At 61.4% G+C, this 19735-nt stretch carries 13 protein-coding genes; 12 read left to right on the top strand and 1 reads right to left on the bottom strand.

Annotated elements, in window-relative coordinates; genetic code table 11:
• Positions 1–753: 753 nt before the first annotated feature.
• The 8 genes from AB0O71_RS13505 (at position 754) to AB0O71_RS13470 (ending at position 12464) form a co-directional block, all read left to right on the top strand.
• Complete coding sequence (locus tag AB0O71_RS13505; RefSeq protein WP_363746150.1) at positions 754–2280, top strand: helix-turn-helix domain-containing protein; 1527 nt, start codon at positions 754–756, stop codon at positions 2278–2280.
• Between the two features lie 221 nt (positions 2281–2501).
• Positions 2502–3449 carry a C-terminal binding protein gene (locus AB0O71_RS13500; protein ID WP_363746148.1) on the top strand — a complete coding sequence of 316 codons (948 nt, stop codon included), beginning with the start codon at positions 2502–2504 and terminating at the stop codon, positions 3447–3449.
• A gap of 18 nt (positions 3450–3467) precedes the next feature.
• Positions 3468–4748, top strand: a complete 1281-nt coding sequence (locus tag AB0O71_RS13495) for an aminotransferase class III-fold pyridoxal phosphate-dependent enzyme (protein WP_363746146.1) — start codon at positions 3468–3470, stop codon at positions 4746–4748.
• A gap of 19 nt (positions 4749–4767) precedes the next feature.
• Positions 4768–5661 carry a fumarylacetoacetate hydrolase family protein gene (locus AB0O71_RS13490; RefSeq protein ID WP_363746144.1) on the top strand — a complete coding sequence of 298 codons (894 nt, stop codon included), beginning with the start codon at positions 4768–4770 and terminating at the stop codon, positions 5659–5661.
• A 52-nt stretch (positions 5662–5713) separates the two neighbouring features.
• On the top strand, positions 5714–7795 hold the full coding sequence (locus AB0O71_RS13485) for a hydantoinase/oxoprolinase family protein (protein WP_363746142.1): 2082 nt from the start codon (positions 5714–5716) through the stop codon (positions 7793–7795).
• A gap of 1 nt (position 7796) precedes the next feature.
• Positions 7797–9560: a hydantoinase B/oxoprolinase family protein gene (locus AB0O71_RS13480; RefSeq protein ID WP_363746140.1), complete on the top strand. Its 1764-nt coding sequence runs from the start codon at positions 7797–7799 to the stop codon at positions 9558–9560.
• Between the two features lie 181 nt (positions 9561–9741).
• Positions 9742–10884 (top strand): Gfo/Idh/MocA family oxidoreductase, encoded by a 1143-nt coding sequence (locus tag AB0O71_RS13475; protein WP_363746138.1) that lies wholly within the window; start codon positions 9742–9744, stop codon positions 10882–10884.
• Positions 10885–10946: 62 nt separating this feature from the next.
• Positions 10947–12464 (top strand): PucR family transcriptional regulator ligand-binding domain-containing protein, encoded by a 1518-nt coding sequence (locus tag AB0O71_RS13470; protein ID WP_363746154.1) that lies wholly within the window; start codon positions 10947–10949, stop codon positions 12462–12464.
• Positions 12465–12519: 55 nt separating this feature from the next.
• Here AB0O71_RS13470 and AB0O71_RS13465 read toward each other — a convergent pair whose 3' ends face one another.
• Positions 12520–13860 (bottom strand): MFS transporter, encoded by a 1341-nt coding sequence (locus AB0O71_RS13465; protein ID WP_363746136.1) that lies wholly within the window; start codon positions 13858–13860, stop codon positions 12520–12522.
• A 407-nt stretch (positions 13861–14267) separates the two neighbouring features.
• Here AB0O71_RS13465 and AB0O71_RS13460 point away from each other — a divergent pair, with 407 nt between their 5' ends.
• From AB0O71_RS13460 to iolG, 4 genes are all read left to right on the top strand, one after another.
• Entirely contained in the window at positions 14268–15041 is a 774-nt protein-coding gene (locus tag AB0O71_RS13460) for an NAD(P)-dependent oxidoreductase (protein ID WP_363746134.1), read from the top strand.
• Positions 15042–15151: 110 nt separating this feature from the next.
• Positions 15152–17098, top strand: coding sequence for a 3D-(3,5/4)-trihydroxycyclohexane-1,2-dione acylhydrolase (decyclizing) (gene iolD / locus AB0O71_RS13455; RefSeq protein WP_363746132.1), 1947 nt, complete (start codon positions 15152–15154; stop codon positions 17096–17098).
• A 111-nt stretch (positions 17099–17209) separates the two neighbouring features.
• The gene (locus AB0O71_RS13450) at positions 17210–18580 is read left to right on the top strand and encodes an aldehyde dehydrogenase family protein (RefSeq protein WP_363746129.1); all 1371 of its coding nucleotides are present in this window, start codon (positions 17210–17212) and stop codon (positions 18578–18580) included.
• Positions 18573–19583, top strand: a complete 1011-nt coding sequence (iolG, locus tag AB0O71_RS13445; protein WP_363746127.1) for an inositol 2-dehydrogenase — start codon at positions 18573–18575, stop codon at positions 19581–19583. Before AB0O71_RS13450 ends, iolG begins: the two co-directional genes overlap by 8 nt.
• Positions 19584–19735 lie beyond the last annotated feature (152 nt).

The raw sequence follows: 19735 nt of genomic DNA, 5'->3' as shown, positions 1-19735 counted from the left end.
AACTCACTCGGGTATGGCTTTGGCACAACAACATCCTTCCAGACCCACCCCTCGGGCAAGCCAGATCAGATGTCACCTATCCGTGCATCAGACCCCGCTCTGCTGACAACGGAGTGGCTATCGATTCGTATGGAATATAGGTCCTTAATCGTGCAGTGATAGAACTTGGATTCGTCGGTCCAATGCTCCGTCACACTCGTGAGCCATAGTTGGTTCGGTCCGCCCGCGTTGGACTCGCGTAGCACGACGTCAACATGCACCAGAGGCATGGCCTTTCGGGTCACTCCAGCCTTCTTGCGAACGTGGACGAAATCCGAGTTGATCTCCCGACGGGCACTACAAACAACAGTCAAGGTCTTGGTGATACTGCCAATCGAGGTGTTCCATCTTCGATATTTCTAGACATTGGATCGCAATACTTCTGTGTTACTTTTGTCGCACATTCCGACACTCAGTGTGGAGAATCAGGGGAGGTACGCGATGACTAGTCAGGCATTTGCTTCGACCAGCCGCGTCGAAGAATTTCGGACTGCGGATCGAGCGAGAGAGTCGATTATCGAAGCCCTCGACGCAGAATTATCCGGAATCCGGCCGATGATCGCACGGTCTTGGTACCGCAGTCGAGCCGCGGGCGTGGACGGCTCCGCGGACCAAGGAATGATCGATTCTGGCCGAGTCGACGAATATACTCTGAGCGCTGCAGAACCCCACTTGCGCAAACTCGATGAGGTGGCGTCTGATCTAGGTGGCTACGTGAGTCTCACCGCGCCGAACGGTTCGCTCATCCACCCGAGCTTCTTGCGGGCTGATGATAGCTTTCCGGAAGGTTATTCGCTGCTCGAAGAAAGCTGCGGAAGCAACGGCGAGGGGCTGGCGCTGGAGGAGGGACGTGGGGTGTGGCTTGCCCCCGAGGAGCACTTCCGCGAAGACCTGCGCGGGAACTGGTGCTTTGGATCTCTGGTCAGGGATCCTTTCCACAACCGGGTTCGCGCTGTAGTCGGACTCACATTTCCAGAAGCGCGTGTCTCCCAGATTGACCCGGGATCAACGCTCCTTATGCTCGAGGGAGTGTCGTCGCGAATAGAGCAGGAGATAGCGACCCGTACGTCCTCAAAGGAGCGTGCGTTGCTCGATGAGTATTTGACCGTAACGCGGCGACGAGGAGACACCCCCATCATTGCGATGGACGGCAAAAACTCCCTCATGAATGCCGCCGCGACATCTCGCCTGCAAGAGAATGACCTCGCGATCGTGGAAGGGTACGCGAAGTCAGTAATGTCATCCGGTCGCTCTAGCACCGCCAACGTGACTCTCCACGGACTCGGTTTGTCTGAGCTCACGCTTACTGCCGTGCAACTCTCAGGTGCCAGTGTTGGTGCAATTGTGACGATTCGGTCGCGGATTGAGCAACGTCACACACGTCGGTCCACAGGTGTGGTTCATGACGAAAAATTGGTTCAGGAGTCCTTTGCGCTTGCCCAATTGCGTCAGCGGCTCGTAGGCGCAAGTGATGAGTTCGAAGCCACTCTCTCCTTGGCTGCCCGCGCAGTCGAACAATCGCGGTCAGCAGTGGTGATTGGAGAGGCCGGAGTTGGTAAGCGGCGATTGGCTGGGACAATCGCTGCCCTCCGCGGGAGCAGCGTCTTCGTTGACGCTCGTCACCAGACCAGTACCTTGCCGTTCACAGAAGAGGTCGCACAAGCGTTGGGGGCGACTCCTGACACGCTCGTGATCGGGCATGCAGACGAGCTCAGTCAGCTTGACGGCATTGAAATTGTTCGAACGCTCGGCGGCCACCCAACGACGAAGGTGATTCTGACGGCGCATCGAGCCACTCCCACCACGATCCGCATTGCTGAGTTCTGCGGAGCCATCGAACTTGAGGTCGCACCGTTGCGCAATCGTCGTGAGGATATCCCGATCCTTGCACAGGCGATCGCTGCAGAAATCGGCCAAAAGGTCCTCTCGCGGAAGATGCTCTCAGCCCTGACGAACGCCGACTGGGAGCGAAACGTTCACCAATTGCGGTCGATCGTGACCAACGCGCTGGAGCGTTCACGAGGTGGCGAGGCGACCATGGACGATCTACCAATCGCGTTCCAACGTGTCGCGTCAATGGGGCGGTTATCGAGACTCGAGGAGGCTGAGTACAGCGAGCTGCGAAGCGCTTTGCGCGAGGCGCAAGGCAATCGTCGACTTGCCGCATCAATGCTGCAGATCGGTCGCTCGACACTCTATCGACGTATGGATTTCTTCAGGAGCCGGGGGCTCGACCTCTAGCAAGACGACTACCGGCCGCATTGGCGGCGCAATCTACTGGCATACCGACCGGACCGTGCACTCCACGGTCCGGTCGGTATGCCATTTTTTGTTGGCTTCGCGTGTACCGATCTGGGACGTTTCGGGCCGGTCTTGTAGCGGTGGAATGGTCACACCCCGCAGGCGAAACTCGATTCGGCCGCGGACCTCAACCGTCATAGACGAGAACAGGATTGCCACACATGAACCGCGAAGGACAGGGGACCATCCTGGTCGCTCCCCACCACTTCCCCGACCTTGACAGGGAGCACGCGCTCGCGAAGGAGCTCGGTTACGAGTTGGTTGCCGCCAGCGACGTCGATGAATTCCGCGAAGGTCTCGCAGACGCTGAGATCGTGATGATCACTCCTTACGCAAAATTGACGGCGGGCGACTTCCCGACAATGCAGCAGTGCAAGGCGGTAATCCGATACGGCATTGGATACGACAACATTGACGTCGATGCGGCATCCGCGGCCAACATTCCCGTATCGATTGTCCCGGGCACTGCCTCCGAGGAGGTTGCCTCGCATGCCTTCTCAATGGGCTTGGCACTCGCGCGGCGACTCTCCGCAGGAGATGCAGCCATCCGAAACTTCGCTTGGGGCGGCATCATCGGGTACGACACCCCTGTCCTCTCTCAGCTCGAGGTAGGTGTGGTGGGGCTCGGCCGTATTGGTCACCACGTTGCGCGGATGTACTCAGCGGTCGGTGCGCAGGTGCGTGCCTACGACCCCTTCGTCACCGAGAGCGAGTTTGAGCTTGCCGAGCTCACTGACATTCTCGAAAACTCGGATGTCGTATCGCTCCACCTGCCGCTGACCGATGAGACCTGGAATCTCGTCTCGGGCAGTGTGCTTGAGCGCATGCGCCGTGGTGCCGTCATTGTGAATGTCTCGCGTGGTGGGCTCGTGGATGAAGCCGCACTGGCCGAAGCTTTGATCAGCGGACACATCGCTGGTGCCGGCATCGACACTTTCGCACAGGAGCCGCTCGACGCCGAGCATCCGCTGCGAAAGGCCCCCAACACCATCTTGACGCCACATATCGCTTGGCGCTCGAACCGGTCGACAGGTGCCCTGCAGGAGGGCGCCGTGGAGCGCGTTCGACGGGCACTCACCGGTCAGCCACTGATCGACCTTGTGAACTGAGAATCGGGAGAAATAGACGTGAGTACCAACACAGCTACTGAGCGTGTCAAACACGAGGCCCTTGCCGAGGACCCGCATCTGCGCCGAGGACCTCGTGGGTTTCCGCTACTGCCCGGCGGCTACGGCCGATCGACCTATTTCACCGGAGAGCCGAGCCCCTATGCCATTCGCGGCTCTGGATTCCGAGTCTGGGACGATCGTGGTCGCGAGCTCATCGACGCGAACAATAACTTCACGTCGTTGATCCACGGAAATGCGCACCCTGAGATCACGGAGGCCGCGACCACGGCGCTGTCGGCGGGCGCGAGCTGGGGAATTCCGAACTTGTGGGAGTGGGAGCTCGCCGATCTGCTGCTCAAAAGGCTGCCGTCGCTCGATCAGGTGCGCTTCACGAATTCGGGAACCGAGGCTGTCATGTCGGCACTGCGCATCGCACGCGCGGCAACCGGGCGTGACAAGGTCGTCGTTACGAAGGGTGGCTACCATGGGACCTCGGATGTAGCGCTGGTGCCCGGAGGGCCGTCATATACCAAGGGTGTTCCCCAGGGTGTGATCAATGATGTGACTGCAGTGCCCTTGAACGACGTTGAGTTCCTTACCCAGGCAGTCGAGTCTGCACCGGAAGCCTTTGCAGCGATCATTCTCGACCTCCTGCCGAACCGTGCCGGCCTCATTAGCATCACTGAGGACTTCGTTCGCGCCGCGCGCGATCTCGCAACAAAGTACGGGATCGTGCTCATCATCGATGAAACGATCAGCCTTCGACTTGGCTACAGCGGCCTCATCGGCGAGTACGGCGTAGAGCCCGATTTGCTTACGACCGGCAAGCTGATCGGGGGAGGGTTCCCCGTGGGTGCAGTTGCAGGCCTGGGCGAGCTCATGGCAGAAGTGGATCCGACCCGCGCCGGTAATCTCCCGCACGGAGGAACATTTTCTGGAAACCCTGTGAGCATGGCGGCTGGAGCGGCTGCCTTGCGACTGTATACGGAGGGCCAGGTTCAGCGTCTGAACCGTCTGGGCGACGCCGTGCGTGCGGCCGTGACGAGTCGGGTCGCTGACGCTGGGTGGGAGATTCGCGGCCGTGGATCACTGCTCCGAGCGGTTCCTGCTGGCACGGAGAAAGTCACCGAGGACGTGCAACACCGCCTCTGGTGGGCGACGTACGAGCGCGGCTTGCTCGGTTCCCCGGCGAATCTCCTTTCCCTCTCGACCGAAATGGACGAGAACGTCGGCGCCGACATCGCTGATCGACTCACCGATGCCGTGAACTCTGTAGCCGCCGGCACCGACCGCGCTTGACTAGAAAGAAGCGACAGCTATGAAACTTGTCTCATACAATCACGCATACGGGCCCCGTGGTGGCGTCCTGATTGGCGACGAGGTGTACGACCTCGAACGGCTCTTGGCCGACGCCGTCGACGCCGACCGAGGTGCGCCGCACTCCACACGTGAGTTCTTGGCGCTGTATGGGGACCGCCTCGCTGAGTTCGGCGGAGTGTTCGCACGTGCCGGCGAGACTGCGGTCGGTGCACTCGTGGGTACGGTCTTCGAGGCTGGCCTGGTCGGCCCAGTGACGGACCCGACTAAGGTGCTCTGCGTCGGGCTCAATTACAAGGACCACGTCGCTGAAACCGGTCGTGCGTTGCCTGAGTACCCCGATGTCTTCACGAAGTTCGCCTCGACCCTCGTGGGCCCGTTCGACGAGATCGGCGGTGCTGACGTTAGTGACAAGCTCGACTTCGAGGGTGAGGTCGCTATCGTGATTGGGCGACGCGCGTCGCGCGTCAGCGAAGCCGATGCACTCGACTACGTCGCAGGACTTGCGCCGCTCAACGATGTGTCCGCTCGCGATCTCCAGTTTCGCGGTACCCAGTGGACTCCTGGCAAGGCCGTTGACGGGTCAACACCCTGGGGTCCAGCCATCGTCACGCTCGATGAGATCGGAGATCCGCAGACACTCGAGCTCGTCACACGAGTCAATGGTGTCGAGATGCAGCGCTCGAATACACGCCATCAGATTTTCCCGATTGCCACGATCGTGTCCTATATTTCAGGTTTCCTGACCCTCGAACCTGGCGACGTGATCGCGACCGGTACCCCTCAGGGGATCGGAGCGAAGCGCACTCCGCCCGTGTGGATCACTCCGGGTGACACTGTCGAGGTCGAGATTGAGCGCGTCGGCACGCTGAGCAATCGCGTGGCCGCGGTCTGAATCGCCCTCGGACCACATTCCATTCCCCTTCTGAACCGAAAGCACATACATCATGAGTCAAGTACTTACGGGCGCCGATGAGGCGCGGTACCGTATCGCTGTCGACACGGGCGGCACCTTCACCGACGTGGTCGTCGGCTCGAGCACCGGTGGCATGGCCGTCGGCAAGGCGCTCACCACCTACGATCGCGTGTTCACTGGATTTGAGGCTTCCGTGCGCCGGGCTGCCGAGTCCGTCGGCTGGGACGGCGATACCGTACTGCGCAACGCCGACGTCATCGTCTACGGCACCACGCACGCCACGAACGCCGTGCTCACCGGCAAGGTTGCGAAGACTGCCCTCCTTACTACGACAGGCTTTGCGGATACTTTGCTGCTCCGGGAGGGCGGCCGCCGTGAGGCGTTCGACTCGAAGGCCGCCTACCCGCAGGCCTACATCCCTCGAAACCAGACCTTCGAAATCCCGGAGCGATTGTCAGCGGAGGGAGAAGTTCTCCTGCCGCTCGACGAGGAGCGTACCCGCGAGGTCCTACGCTCGCTGGCCGCGGACGGCACCGAGGCCATCGCGGTGGGCTTTTTGTGGTCAATCATCAACGATGTACATGAGCGCCGCGTCGGTGAGTTGATCGAGGAAGAGCTGCCGGGTATCCCCTACACGCTCTCCAACGAAGCAAACCCGACTATCCGCGAGTACCGGCGCACCTCTGCGGCCGCAATCGACGCATCCTTGAAGCCACTGATGGCGGATCACTTGGGAAATCTGCGTGCCGACCTGGTGGAATACGGATTCGCAGGGGATCTGCTCGTCGTGACATCGGAGGGCGCCGTTCTTGACGTTGCCGACGTGTTGAACCGTCCAGTGCTGCTGCTCAATTCGGGCCCCTCGATGGCACCATTGGTGGGCGCTGCCGCGGCCCCCGATCGTGACACCGTCGTGGTGTGCGACATGGGCGGGACGACCTTTGATGTGTCGTTGGTTGAGAACGGGACCGTCCGGCACACCCGCGAAGCGTGGCTCGGAGAGCCGTTCGTCGGTCACCTCACCGGCCTGTCCTCGGTGGCGGTGACGAGCATTGGTGCCGGCGGTGGCAGTATCGCTTGGATCGACGGTGGCGGGCTGCTGCGTGTCGGACCTCAGAGTGCGCGCAGCACGCCTGGCCCGGCTGCCTACGGCCGAGGCGGTGAAGAACCGACCGTCACCGATGCATGTGTCGCACTCGGTTACCTCGATGCTCAGGGTTTTGAGGGCGGGTTTACTCTCGATCGCGACGCGGCGACGCGCGCGATCGACAGCCGGATCACGGGGCCCCTGGGACGCGACACTCTTCAGTCAGCTCAAGCGATCCTTGATGTGTCGGCAAACCATATGGCGACCGCGATCCGTCAGTCCTCGCTCGAGCAGGGTGTCGATCCTCGCGGGGCTCTCATCGTCGCTGGCGGTGGCGCGGGCGCAATGGTTGCGGCGACTATCGGCGCGCTGCTCGAGGCTGACACGGTACTCATTCCCGCGACCGCGGGCGTGCTCGCTGCATACGGCGCGCATCGCGCGCCGATCGCGACTGAGTTCCTCTCTCCGCTGCACAACGATACGCGCGCGTTCAATGTGAGCTCGGCGGCGACGGCTTTGCGTGATCTCTCGGGAAAGGCTGCTGTCTTCGCTGAACGATTCAGTGGCACCGAACCAGTGATTTCCTACTTCGTCGACGCGCGCTACCCGGGTCAGGCTTGGGACCTCCGCGTGATTCTCGACGAGTCACCCTCCCCGGAGTTGGCAGCTGAGATCGTCGAGCAGGCGTTCCACGTGGAGCATGATCGCCGCAACGGGACTCATGACCCCGACAGTCGTGTCGAGATCATCACCTGGGGCGTGCGCGTCGAAATCCCACGTCCCGAACTCGTCGCACTCGCAGGATCGAACGACTCGACCTCTGAAGTGCATCGCACCGACGACATCGTGTTCGGGGGCAAGCCCTACGCGACCCCGCGCTACCGCGGCGTCACGCTGAGTCCCGGCGATCACATCGCCGGACCCGCCGTCATCGATCAGCCAACGACCACCATCGTGGTGCCGCCCGAATGGGACGCAGAACTCGACGACCGATCCAACATCTACCTCACCCGTAAGGAGGCGTGACATGACACGCGAATTCGACCCGGTGAAGCTCTCCGTACTCGCCAACGCATTCGACGGCATCGTCCGTGAAATGACGAGTGGACTGCTTCGTTCCGCACGATCCTCAGTGATCAACACCGCGCGAGACTTTTCGTGCGCGGTGCTTACCGCCGACAACCAGCTGCTGGCCGCCGCAGAAGGTGTGCCCGTGCACGTGTTCGGTGCCGGTCCGCTCGGTGAAGACATGGTCGAACTGCACGACGACATTCGCGAGGGTGACGCTTTTCTGCATAACGATCCCTACCGAGGTAACTCGCACGCGGCCGACCACTGCATTCTCGTGCCGATCTTCGTCCAGGGCCGACACCTCTTCACTGCGGTGACGAAGGCCCACCAGGCGGACTGCGGCAATTCACTGCCGACGACCTTCTTCGCGACCGCTCGCGACGTATATGAGGAGGGAGCGCTCATCTTCCCCTGCGTGCGCGTGCAGCGTGACCACACCGATATTGACGACATCATTCGCATGTGTCGTTCACGGATCCGGGTACCGGATCAGTGGTACGGCGACTACCTCGCTTCGGTCGGCGCTTCGCGCATTGCCGAGCGACGCATTCAGGAACTCGCCGAGAAGTTCGGCGCCGACGACCTGGTCGATTTCGTCGATGCCTGGTTCAACTATTCTGAGCGCCTTGCCCAGTCCACGATCGAGACGTTGCCGGCCGTTGAACTCCACGGCTCAACCGCGCACGACCCGTTCCCCGGTACCGGCCCCGAAGGGGTGCCGTTGCAGGCGACCATCGCGGTACGCCCTGAGGAAGGACGTATTTCGATTGATCTGCGAGACAATCCCGACAATCTTCCGAATGGACTGAATCTGACTCGGGCTACGGCTACGGGAGCCGCCCTCGCAGGAATTCTCTCGGGGTTGCCCGAGAACCTTCCAAGCAACGCTGGCACCTTCCGGCGCATTGAGGTGCAGTTGCGGGACGGCTGTGCGGTTGGTGTGCCAAAGCACCCCTTCTCCTGCTCGTCGGGAACGACAAATCTCGCGGATCGAGTGGTCAACCTCGTACAGGCGGCGTTCGCGCAGATCGATGATGGGTATGGCGCTGCAGAAGGTGCGGCAGGTCAGGCACCGGCAAAGTCGGTCATCTCGGGGATCGACGAGCGGAACGGCAACGCTTACGTGAATCAGATTCTCGTCGGCGGTGTGGGAGGTCCTGCAACTCCGTTCGTAGACGGGTGGCCCACATACCAGCGCCCTGTCTGCGGTGCACTGCTATATCACGACAGCGTCGAGGTAGATGAGCAGCGCTACCCGATCCTGGTACATGAGCGGGCCTTGGTTGCTGATACCGGCGGCGCCGGTCGTCAGCGCGGTGGACTGGCAACTCGTGTGGTGATGGAAGCTCGGGACGAAGAGGTGACGCTTACCTACGGAATCGAGGGCAAGTTGAATCCTCCGAAGGGTGTCCGTGGCGGGCATGGCGGTGCCGAGCCGGAGGCGTGGGTCATCGATGCAGTGTCGGGTGAACGCAAAGAGATTCCGGTAGTTGGACGATACGATCTGCGTCGTGGAGAGAAGGTAGTGTCGATTACTCCAGGCGGTGGTGGCTACGGCGATCCGCTGGAGCGCGAGCCGGAGGCTGTATTGATCGATGTGGAGGATTTGCGCGTATCGATCGAGACGGCTCACGAAATCTACGGTGTTGTGATTTCCGATGGTGAGATTGACAACGCGGCGACTTCCGCGAAGCGACGGGACCTGCTGTCCGCTCGCTGATCGTGTGTCTCAGAATGGGACACGTTTCGCACACACCATTCTGAGATTGTAGAACTACTGAACGGGCGAGCCGCTGCGGTTCGCCCGTTCATTTCTCAGAGCGACGACCAGTGCGTCGCTCTTGCCCGGGCCATCGCAAGATGTGAGGCTCATCGAGAAGTGTGACTGACGGAGAGAAACTATGGAACCCATTCGAGTCGGCATCATTGGCGTCGGAAACGTTCTGAATCAGTACCTGGACAAGATCGACGTCCACCCCGATGTCGACATTGTGGCACTGGCCGACGTGAACGAGGCTGCGGTCACCGCGCGAGCCAAGGAGTACGGCGTCCGCAAGGCCCTCAGCCCCGATGAACTACTGGCTGATCCCGAAATCGAGCTGGTGCTCAATCTGACCCCGCCGAAGCTGCACGCGCCAGTGAGTCTGCAGGCGATCGCGGCGGGGAAGCACGTCCTGTCCGAGAAGCCATTCGCCACCTCGCTCGAGGAAGCGCAGCAGATTCTCGATGCGGCGAAGAAGGCTGGTGTGTATGCGGGCTCGGCCCCGACCACCTTCCTGGGTTCAGGAGCCCAGACTAGCCGTAAGTTGATCGACGACGGTTGGATCGGCGAGCCTGTTGCCGCCTTTGGATCGTTTGTCAACCGCGGATACGAGCACTGGCACCCCAATGTCGACCCGTTCTACAGCCCCGGAGCCGGCCCGATGCTGGATATTGGCCCGTATCTCATCACCAACCTGGTGAACATCTTCGGTCCGGTTCAGCGCGTCTCGGCATCTGCCGCCAAGTCATCGGAGACTCGTCCGCGCCCGACTAGCACAGGTGGCTACGACGGTGAGATCGAGATCCAGACGCCGACACACATTTCGGGGTCGATCGATTTTGAGTCCGGCGCAGTGGCCACCGTCGTCGTGAGTTGGGATGTGTGGAACCACAATCTTCCACATTTCGAGATCTACGGCACGGCGGGATCCATCGCGGCACCCAACCCGGATCATTTCGACGGTGCTCCGGTGCTTCGCCGCGGTGAACCTCGCGACCTCTCGCTCGACATGACACCCCCCGGCGGTGGTGACTGGCGAGAGACATCGCTGACGCATCGCGATGATGCGTACCGAGGCATCGGTCTCGCCGAATTCGGACATGCCATTCGTGCTGGCGTTGAACCCCGCACCGGTGGCGCATTCGCATACCATGTGCTCGAGGTGCTGCTCGCCTTCGAGCAGTCGTCTCAGGCTGGCCGTCATATTGAGATCGCGAGTACGTGTGAACGACCAAGGCCGCTGCCGTCGGTCGGCCCGCACGAACCGTATCGGTTCGACTGAGGACACAATGCGCCCCGGCACCGGCCGGGGCGCATTGCTCTTTTGATGACGAGAGGTTGTCGATGAAGCAGCACACCACTCCAGCACGTGACGTTCGAGGACAATTGAACGTCGCAGAGTTGGTGTCCATGCCGCACCTTGGCCTCGAGCTTGCTGCGGGAGCTGCAGGACTCAACCGGCGCGTTCAGTGGACGCACACCTCCGAACTCGAGGATCCGGGCCCATGGCTCGAGGGTGGTGAGTTACTCATTGTCAACGGGTTTGGGATTCCGGCCGATGCGCCTGGTCAAGCTGCGTATGTGCGGCGACTCGCTCAACACCGTCTCGCTGGTGTCGCGGTGAGTGTGCGCGCACCGGACCTCACCCCCGAGATGCTCGCCGTCGCCGACGAACTCGGATTTCCGGTCATGCGGATTCCGCGCCAGGTCCCCTTCATTGAACTGTCGTATCTCGTTGCGAATGCGAGCGAGCGATCAGCACGTGACCGCCTTGCCCGACACCTTCGCATCTTCGAGACCCTACGTTTGAGAAATGCAATTGACAGCGATGTGCCAGGGATCTATCGGCAGCTCGAGCAGATTTCTGGATACCGGCTTGCGCTCATTTCGCCTTCCGGGCAGGCGCTGCTCGACAATTGGCCCTGGGTGCCCGATATCGAGTGGGGGGACGCGCTTGAGGCGACTGACCTACGCGTGGTGAAGGGCGGCTACCTTTTGCCGCTCTTCGTTGGTGACCGGGTGACCGCTTATCTTGTCGGCATTGAGCACGCTGAATTCTCGGCTGAAGGACTCGCGGCTCTCCAGCACGTCAGCACGCTCGCTGCACTTGATGCGATCGAGAATCAGCGGCGGCGGGAAGCCGAGCACCGTACCGGAGCGTCCGCGCTGGCTCGTGCACTGGAAGCGGGAGCTTCGCACAGTGAAGTGGAGCAGAGACTCCACGATTCAGGTTTGATGCGAGAGATTCCATTTCGCGTTGTGGCCTTCGGAAGAATCCCGAATCCTTTGCCTGAGAGTCGGGCGCGAGATTGGTTGGCGGATCGTCGGATTCGACACACCCTCCTGTGGCAAGAGCAACTCATCGGGGTACTGCAGTGCAGTGATGAACAGCTCGCGGAACTTTCGGCAGCACTCAACGTCTCCGTCGGGGTTAGCCCCACGAACACCGACGTTGCTGAGATTCCAAGAATGCTGCGGCAAGCGAGATGGTCGTTGAGTCTCGCAGTGGATACCGATACACCTGAGATTGTGTTTACGGAGCAACAGCTTGGTATCTCTCGTTGGTTGAACCCTGATGCTCGAACAATGGAGCGTCTCGCAGAAGACACGCTCCGTCCTATTCTCGAACATGACGCCACGCAGGGATCCGAGTTATTCCACACGCTTGCCGTCTACTTCAGACAGCACGGCAGGATGCGTGTGACGGCAGGCGCACTGTATGTGCATGAGCACACTCTGCGTTATCGGCTGAACCGGATTGAGCAGATGACCGGGAAGAGTCTGAAGAACATGCGTGAGTCGTTCGAGCTCTGGCTCGCGGTGGAAGCTCACGCGTTGGTCGCTCGCGACGAAGACGAGTAGACGCAGAAATGCCCGTCCTCACCAATTGACGAGGACGGGCAGATGGTGGCACGAGTCAGCTGGGCAACTCGCTGTGTGCGGTTTCGCGTGACAGTAGGATTCCTGTGACGCCGATGATGGATGCTGCCGCACCGAGCCAGATCACGCTCAGCCATGTGTCTGTAGCGCTCAAGAGGGCGAAGGCGATGAGCGGAGTGAGCCCGGCAATCGCGGACGCACCCTGGAAGCCTACGGACATCCCGGTGTAACGCACCCTGGCGGGGAACAGCTCTGATAGGTAGGCGGAGAGCGGGCCGTACGTAGCTCCTACGAAGACCAGTTGACCGCCGACGGCGAGCACGATCGAACCGATGCCCGCGGTCGGCGTGAGCAGGGAGAAGTACACGGGGAGCCACAATAGGCATCCGACAAACCCGATGGCGAGCACTGGCCGTCGTCCGAATCGATCAGAGAGGGCCGCCCAACTCAGTGACACAACGATGTAGAGCACCTGTGCGATGGTGATCGACCACAGCACCATGCTGGCATTCAATCCGAGCCAGGTCGTCGCGTACGGCGTGACAAACACCAGTGACAGCTGGTAGTAGACCAGGGACAACGAGATCGCGATCCCGCAGAAGATCCCGCGACCGTGCCGTGAGAACAGCTCGACAATTGGCAAGCGCTCGTTCGTTGCAGGCTCCGAACGGCGCTCGGCCTGCATCTTCAGGAACGCGGGAGTATCGGCGATCTGGGTACGAATGTAGGCACCGACGCCCAGGAGAACCGCGCTGATGAGAAATGGGATGCGCCAGCCCCAGGCCTCGAACTGAGCCTGCGACATCACGCCAAGGAGAATCGCGAGCAGCGCAGACGACAGGAGAAAGCCGAACGAAGCGCCGACGTTTGCAATGGTCGAGAGGAACGCCCGGTGTCGAGTTCGTGCAGCGTGCTCGATGATGAGAGTCGCAGCGCCGGCGAATTCGCCGCCCACTGCAATCCCCTGGATGAGACGCAGCAGCACGAGCATTGCGGTGGCCCATCCGCCGAGCACGGCGAAGGTCGGGAGCAGGCCGAGCAAGACGGTGCTGCCACCCATCAACCAGACGGTGACGACGAGCATCCGTTTTCGTCCGATGCGATCGCCGAAGTGCCCGAATATGATCCCCCCCCACTGGTCGCGCGAAGTAGCCGACAGCGAGCGTGCTAAAGCCGAGCAACACTTCCGATACTGGGTCGCCGGGTTGGAAGAATAGTCTGCCGAGGATGAGCCCCGAAAGTGACGCGAAGATGAAGAAATCAAACCACTCCAATATCGCTCCAACGGTGCTTGACGCGACGACTCGAACCAGCGAAGTGCGTGGGTTGGTGATCGGAGCTGTGGATGCCGTGTGCATGGAAACCTCTGATTCGTCATTGAACTGTCGCTGGGGTAGCGAACGCTGCAGCAGGGTGCTCGGCCGACAGTAACAGCGCGCCGCAACGGGAATCATTGGATGAATATATGAAGCCACTGGGACCCGGTTGGGAGAAAGTGACAATCGTCGAGACACTGTCGCCGAGATGGTGAGAGCTCAGTAACATCGAGCTCTGCGGCGCAAAATCGCGGCGCACTCTGGCGCCGACGCACGTATCGGGGCGCCCCTACCTTGAGAACTGGAAGAGTTGATGTCAGCAGCGAAATCCCTGGTGGTGAGCCTGCCCGCCGCAGATCTCCGCGACGCACTCACACCACTCGAAGGCGTCGAATACGTCGACTGGGATTTCTCAACACCGCCGCCTCGAACGCACATCGATGTTGTCATTCTGCCGTATCTGTCATCGATGCAGCCGGTTCGCGCGCTGTCACAAGTGACGAGCCGGCTCGTTCAAAGTCCGGCTCTTGGATACGACGGGATCGAGGCGCTTCTGCCATCGGGGGTGACGTTCGCGAATGGCGTCGGCGTGCACGAGACAGCCACCGCCGAACTCGCGGTCACACACGTGCTCACGGCCCAGCGCGAGATGCATCGGATGTACCGGGACCAACTGCGTCGCCATTGGGACTGTGACAACCATTTCGTGCCTGGTTTAGCGGATCGTGAAGTCTTTATCGTCGGATACGGCGGTGTCGGCACCGAGATCGCACGGCGACTCGAGCCGTTCGGAGCGCGGATCTCGGTCTTCGCCTCTCGCCGGCAGGTCGCTGCGGACGGCCGGGAGGTACATTCAGTCACCGACCTTGTTGAAGCGCTGCCAAAGGCCGAGGTGATCGTGCTCGCGGTGCCATTGACCGACCGAACACGAAGGTTGGTCGATCGGGACTTCTTGGCGCGGATGAGAGACGATGCTCTCCTCGTGAATCTATCCCGTGGTCCCGTTGCCGTGACGGAAGACCTAGTGGCTGAGATCGGGAGACTGCGTTTTGCCCTCGACGTCACCGATCCAGAGCCATTGCCTGAGGACCATCCGCTCTGGACCGCGCCAGGGGTCACCATCACTCCCCACGCAGCTGCTGGCAGTTTGGCGATGCGTCCGCGCATGCTCGCTTTGATCGAGGAGCAAGTGTTCAGATTGCACGCGGGCGATGAGCCGTTACACGTGGTGATCCGCACCTAACCGAGGTCCAGTACCAAAATGGCACACTTGCGTGTTGCAACCCGGTGGGAGTCTGAATCGGTACGCGGCGACTTCGATCGCCGACCCCGCTTCGAACTTGAGGAGACCCCATGAGCAGCACAGCCGCTGCCGTTGCCGGTATTGGCGACCCGAAAGCGCCAGTTCGGCGTCGCACCGTTGCCCAGGCAATTATCGAGTACCTCCAGGTGCAGTACAGCGAGCTCGACGGCGAACGCCGTCGACTGATTCCCGGAATGTATGGCATCTTTGGCCACGGTAACTCGGTCGGTCTGGCACAAGGCATTGACGAGTACGGCGTCGACTTTCCGCACTATCCCGGTAAGAACGAGCAGAATATGGTGCACGCAGCCATCGGGTTTGCGAAAGCTTCAAACCGTGCGGCGACACTCGCGTGCACCGCTTCCGCGGGTCCGGGGTCCACGAATATGGTGAGCGGTGCGGCGACGGCGACGACCAACCGTCTGCCGGTGTTGCTTTTCCCTGCCGATATCATCAACAATCGATTCGGTGACCCGGTACTGCAGCAGATCGAGCACCCCATTGAGCGCGATATCTCGGCGAACGACTGCTTCCGTCCTGTCAGCCGGTACTTCGATCGCATCACTCACCCAGGTCAGTTGCTTTCAACGCTCCCCGAGGCGATGCGTGTGCTGACCGACCCTGTCGACACGGGCGCCGTTGTAGTGTGCCTGCCGCAGGATATCCAGGGCGCCGAGTTTGACTTCCCTGAGGCATTCTTCACCCCTCGCGTGTGGCACATCCGTCGCCGATCCGCCGTCGAGGAGGAGCTGGCTGGCGCAGCCGAGATCATTGCTGCATCGCAGCGGCCCATTATCGTGGCCGGCGGCGGAGTGCGCTACTCCAGTGCTCAGAAGGCGCTGGCCGAGTTCAGCGATCGTTTCAGCATCCCCGTCGTAGAGACCTACGCGGGTAAGGGTGCAGGCCCGGTCGGTGCGCTCGGTCTGGGCGGTCTGGGAGTCACTGGCACGGTTGGCGGCAATCAGATCGCGGGTGAGGCCGACTGCGTGATCACCGTCGGCACCCGTCTGCAGGACTTCGTCACAGCGTCGCACTCCGTCTTCCGCCACCCGGATGTGCAGATCGTCAACCTGAACGTTGGCACATTCGATGCGCACAAGATGGGTTCATTCCCAGTGATCGGCGACGCGAAGCGTTCGCTGCTCTCCCTGCATGAGCGTCTCGCGGATGTCGACTTCGCGCCGATCGGTTCTTACGCGGATGAGATTGCCGCAGCACAGGAAGAGACTCGGAAGGTGCGGGAGCACGATCTCCAGGACTTCCAGGACGAGAAAATGAGCCAGGCGCAGGTGATCGACGTTCTCAATCAGCGCATCACTGCTCAGGACGCGCTGGTGCTCGGCTCGGGCGGCGTCGTCGAGGGCATCCACAAGGCATGGGACCCCTCGAACGGGGCGGAGATCCACTTTGAGTACGCGAATTCTTGCATGGGTCACGAGATCCCGGCGGGCCTCGGCTACCGTCTCGCCCAGCAGAATAGCGACGGCGAGGTGTACGTTCTGATCGGAGACGGCACCTACTTCATGCAGCCGACGGAGCTTGTAACCGCCGTGCAGGAGAACCAGAAGATCATCGTCATCGTAGTCGACAACCGCGGACACCAGTGCATTTGGCCGCTGCAGGCGGCCAAGGGTGGCGGGCAGGAGTTCGGCACTCAGCTCCGCGAGCGCAATGCAGTCTCCGGACGCCTCGACGGCCCGATCGTCGACGTCGACATCGCAGCGAATGCTGCGAGTATGGGTGCTGCGGCGTGGTCGACAGACACGATCGAAGAGTTCACGGCAGCCCTCGAAGAAGCACAGGCCGTGTCCGGCCCCGCCGTGATCGTGGCGAACATCGAGCCGTTCCGCTATCTGTCGGGCAATGGCGCGTTCTGGGATGTCGGTGTGCCCTTGACCTCGCAGCGTGAAGTGACTCGCGAGGGTGTAGCGAAGCACGTGGCAGGACGCGAGCGCCAGCGGTACTACGGCGTGACGGTCGCCCCGAGCGAGCGCTGACGAAACCGTCGGCACTGATTGGACGGGCGGGATCCCCAGGGATCCCGCCCGTCACCTGCATTAGGCGCCGGATGGCGTTCACCCGATATTCAACGACGAAAGAGAGACACCATGGGCGCTTTCGCGGTCATTAATCCTGCAACCGGTGAGACTCTGGCCGAGTATCCGCCCGCGACGAACGCAGAGGTCGCTGCGGGCATTGCGGCGGCAGATCATGCGTATCGCGACTGGGCTCGCACCACCACCCTTGAAGAGCGAACTGCCGCCGCCGCGCGATTGGCTGAGCTATTCGACGAGCGCGCGGAAGAGTTTGCCGAGATCATCAACCGTGAGATGGGAAAGCCATTCGCGCAGGGCGTCGGCGAGACGAAGTTTTCGGGGGCGATCACGTCGGCGTACGCTCGGAAGGCGGCAGAGTGGCTCGCCGATGAGGTTCTGGAGGTCGATGACGGACTCCGCACGTTCGTGCGCTATCAGGGAATCGGCGTACTCCTCGGGGTCATGCCCTGGAACTTTCCCGTCTACCAGGTCGTGCGCTTCGCAGTTCCAAACTTGATCCTTGGAAACACCGTGCTGCTGCGGCACGCCTCTCAGTGCCCGGAATCCGCGCTGGCTCTTGAGCGTATTTTCCGGGATGCCGGTTTCCCCGAGGGTGCTTACGTGAACCTTTTCGCCACCCACGACCAGATCGCGGAGATCATCGCGGATGACCGGGTGCAGGGCGTCTCGCTCACCGGTTCCGAGAGAGCCGGCGCGGCGGTTGCGGCCCAGGCGGGCAAGCATCTGAAGAAGTGCGTGCTTGAACTCGGCGGCGCCGACGTATTTCTCGTGCTCGACACCGATGATCTCGACTACGCCGTGGAGCACGCAGTGCGCGGGCGCATGGACAACAGCGGCCAGAGCTGCACCGGTTCCAAGCGCATCGTGGTGCTCGACGAGTACTTCGACGAGTTCTCCGAGAAGTTCGCGCAAGCTCTCAGCACGCAAACATACGCCACCGGCGACTTCGGACCACTCTCATCTAGCGCGGCGACCCATGAACTCGCCGATCTTGTCAACGGCGCAGTCGATCAGGGCGCTGAGATCCTCGTCGGAAATGGCGCCCCGGAGGGTAACTTCTTCACCCCGACGATCCTCACCGGCATCACACCGGCGATGGACGTCTACAGCCAAGAGCTCTTCGGGCCCGTCGCGCAGCTGTATCGCGTGAGCAGTGACGACGAAGCGATCGCACTCGCTAACTCCTCCCCGTTTGGTCTTGGCTCCGTGATCATCTGCGATGACCTGGAGCGAGCCGAACGAGTGGGCTCGAAGCTTGACGTCGGCATGGTCTTCATCGGTGCCGCAGGACTCAGCGGCGCCGATGTACCGTTCGGCGGAGTGAAGAAGTCGGGGTACGGCCGGGAGATGGGGCAGGCAGGTCTCCTGGAGTTCGCCAACAAGAAGCTGTTCCGCTTCGCCGGAAGCCTCCGGGATGAGTAGCGCACTGCGGATCGCGCTGATTGGGGCCGGGAGAATCGGAAGAGTGCACGCATCCAATATCGCGGCGTGCACCGAGACAGACCTCACCGTGGTCGCTGATCCGATTGTCGCGGGAGCTCAAGATGTCGCGAGTCGATTCGGCGGTGAGGCGATTGCTGACCCACTGGCGGCGCTGGATCGTGAACGTGTGGACGCAGTTGTGGTCGCGTCACCCACGCCGACCCACATTGGACTAATCGAGGCATGCATCGACCGAGGCATACCCGTGCTCTCGGAGAAGCCGATCGACCTCGACATGGGTCGCGTTGACGCTCTGCGCCCGCGCGTAGCTCGTGCCACGAGCCCGGTGGCCATCGGCTTCAACCAGCGCTTCGACCCTGCGATCGCCGAGGTTCATCGCCGCGTTATCGCGGGCGAGATTGGTGCGATCGAGCAGCTCACGATCACGAGCCGGGATCCGGGACCACCACCGGCAGCGTACATAGCAGTCTCAGGCGGCATCTTCCGCGACATGACGATCCACGATTTTGATCTCGCCCGGTACTTCGTCGGGGAAATCGATGAGGTGACGGCGGTCGGATCCTGTCTGTTCGACGAGGGGGCTCGCGAGCACGGCGACTACGACACGGTGGTCGTGACGCTCAAGGCGCGTACCGGTGCGATCGTGACGATCACAAATTCCCGACACAGCTCATATGGATACGATCAGCGCATCGAAGCCTTCGGCGGAAAGGGCCTCTTGAGCGTTGAGAACGTGCCAGCAAGTCACGTCAGCGTCTCGAATGCGTTGCACGCTGGAGCACGCGGCCCCGTCGTTGAGCAGTTCCTCGAGCGATATGCACGTGCGTATGCCAATGAACTCGACGAATTCGTCGCGTGGGTGCGAACAGGGGCGTCCTCGAGCCCCACCTTCACCGATGGGTGGGCTGCGCAAATCATCGCCGAGGCCGCCCATCGGTCAGCACGTGAGGGACGCACAGTGAGGACCGACGAAATCAACTGAGCCTGCTACTCACCTATACACAGCGTTCTCATCGGTAGGCACGACTTCCGGGTAAGAAGTAGTGCATGTCCCCATCTGGAACAGCGGCCGCCTGCCGCACATTGCTCTACTGGAGCAAGAGTCAATCTTGAACAGCAAGGAAGCGGCAAGAC

The sequence above is a fragment of the Leucobacter sp. NPDC077196 genome (assembly GCF_040687075.1).
GTDB lineage: Bacteria > Actinomycetota > Actinomycetes > Actinomycetales > Microbacteriaceae > Leucobacter.
Note: the sequence above shows the minus strand (reverse complement) of the source record. Positions and strands in the feature narration are given on the sequence as shown.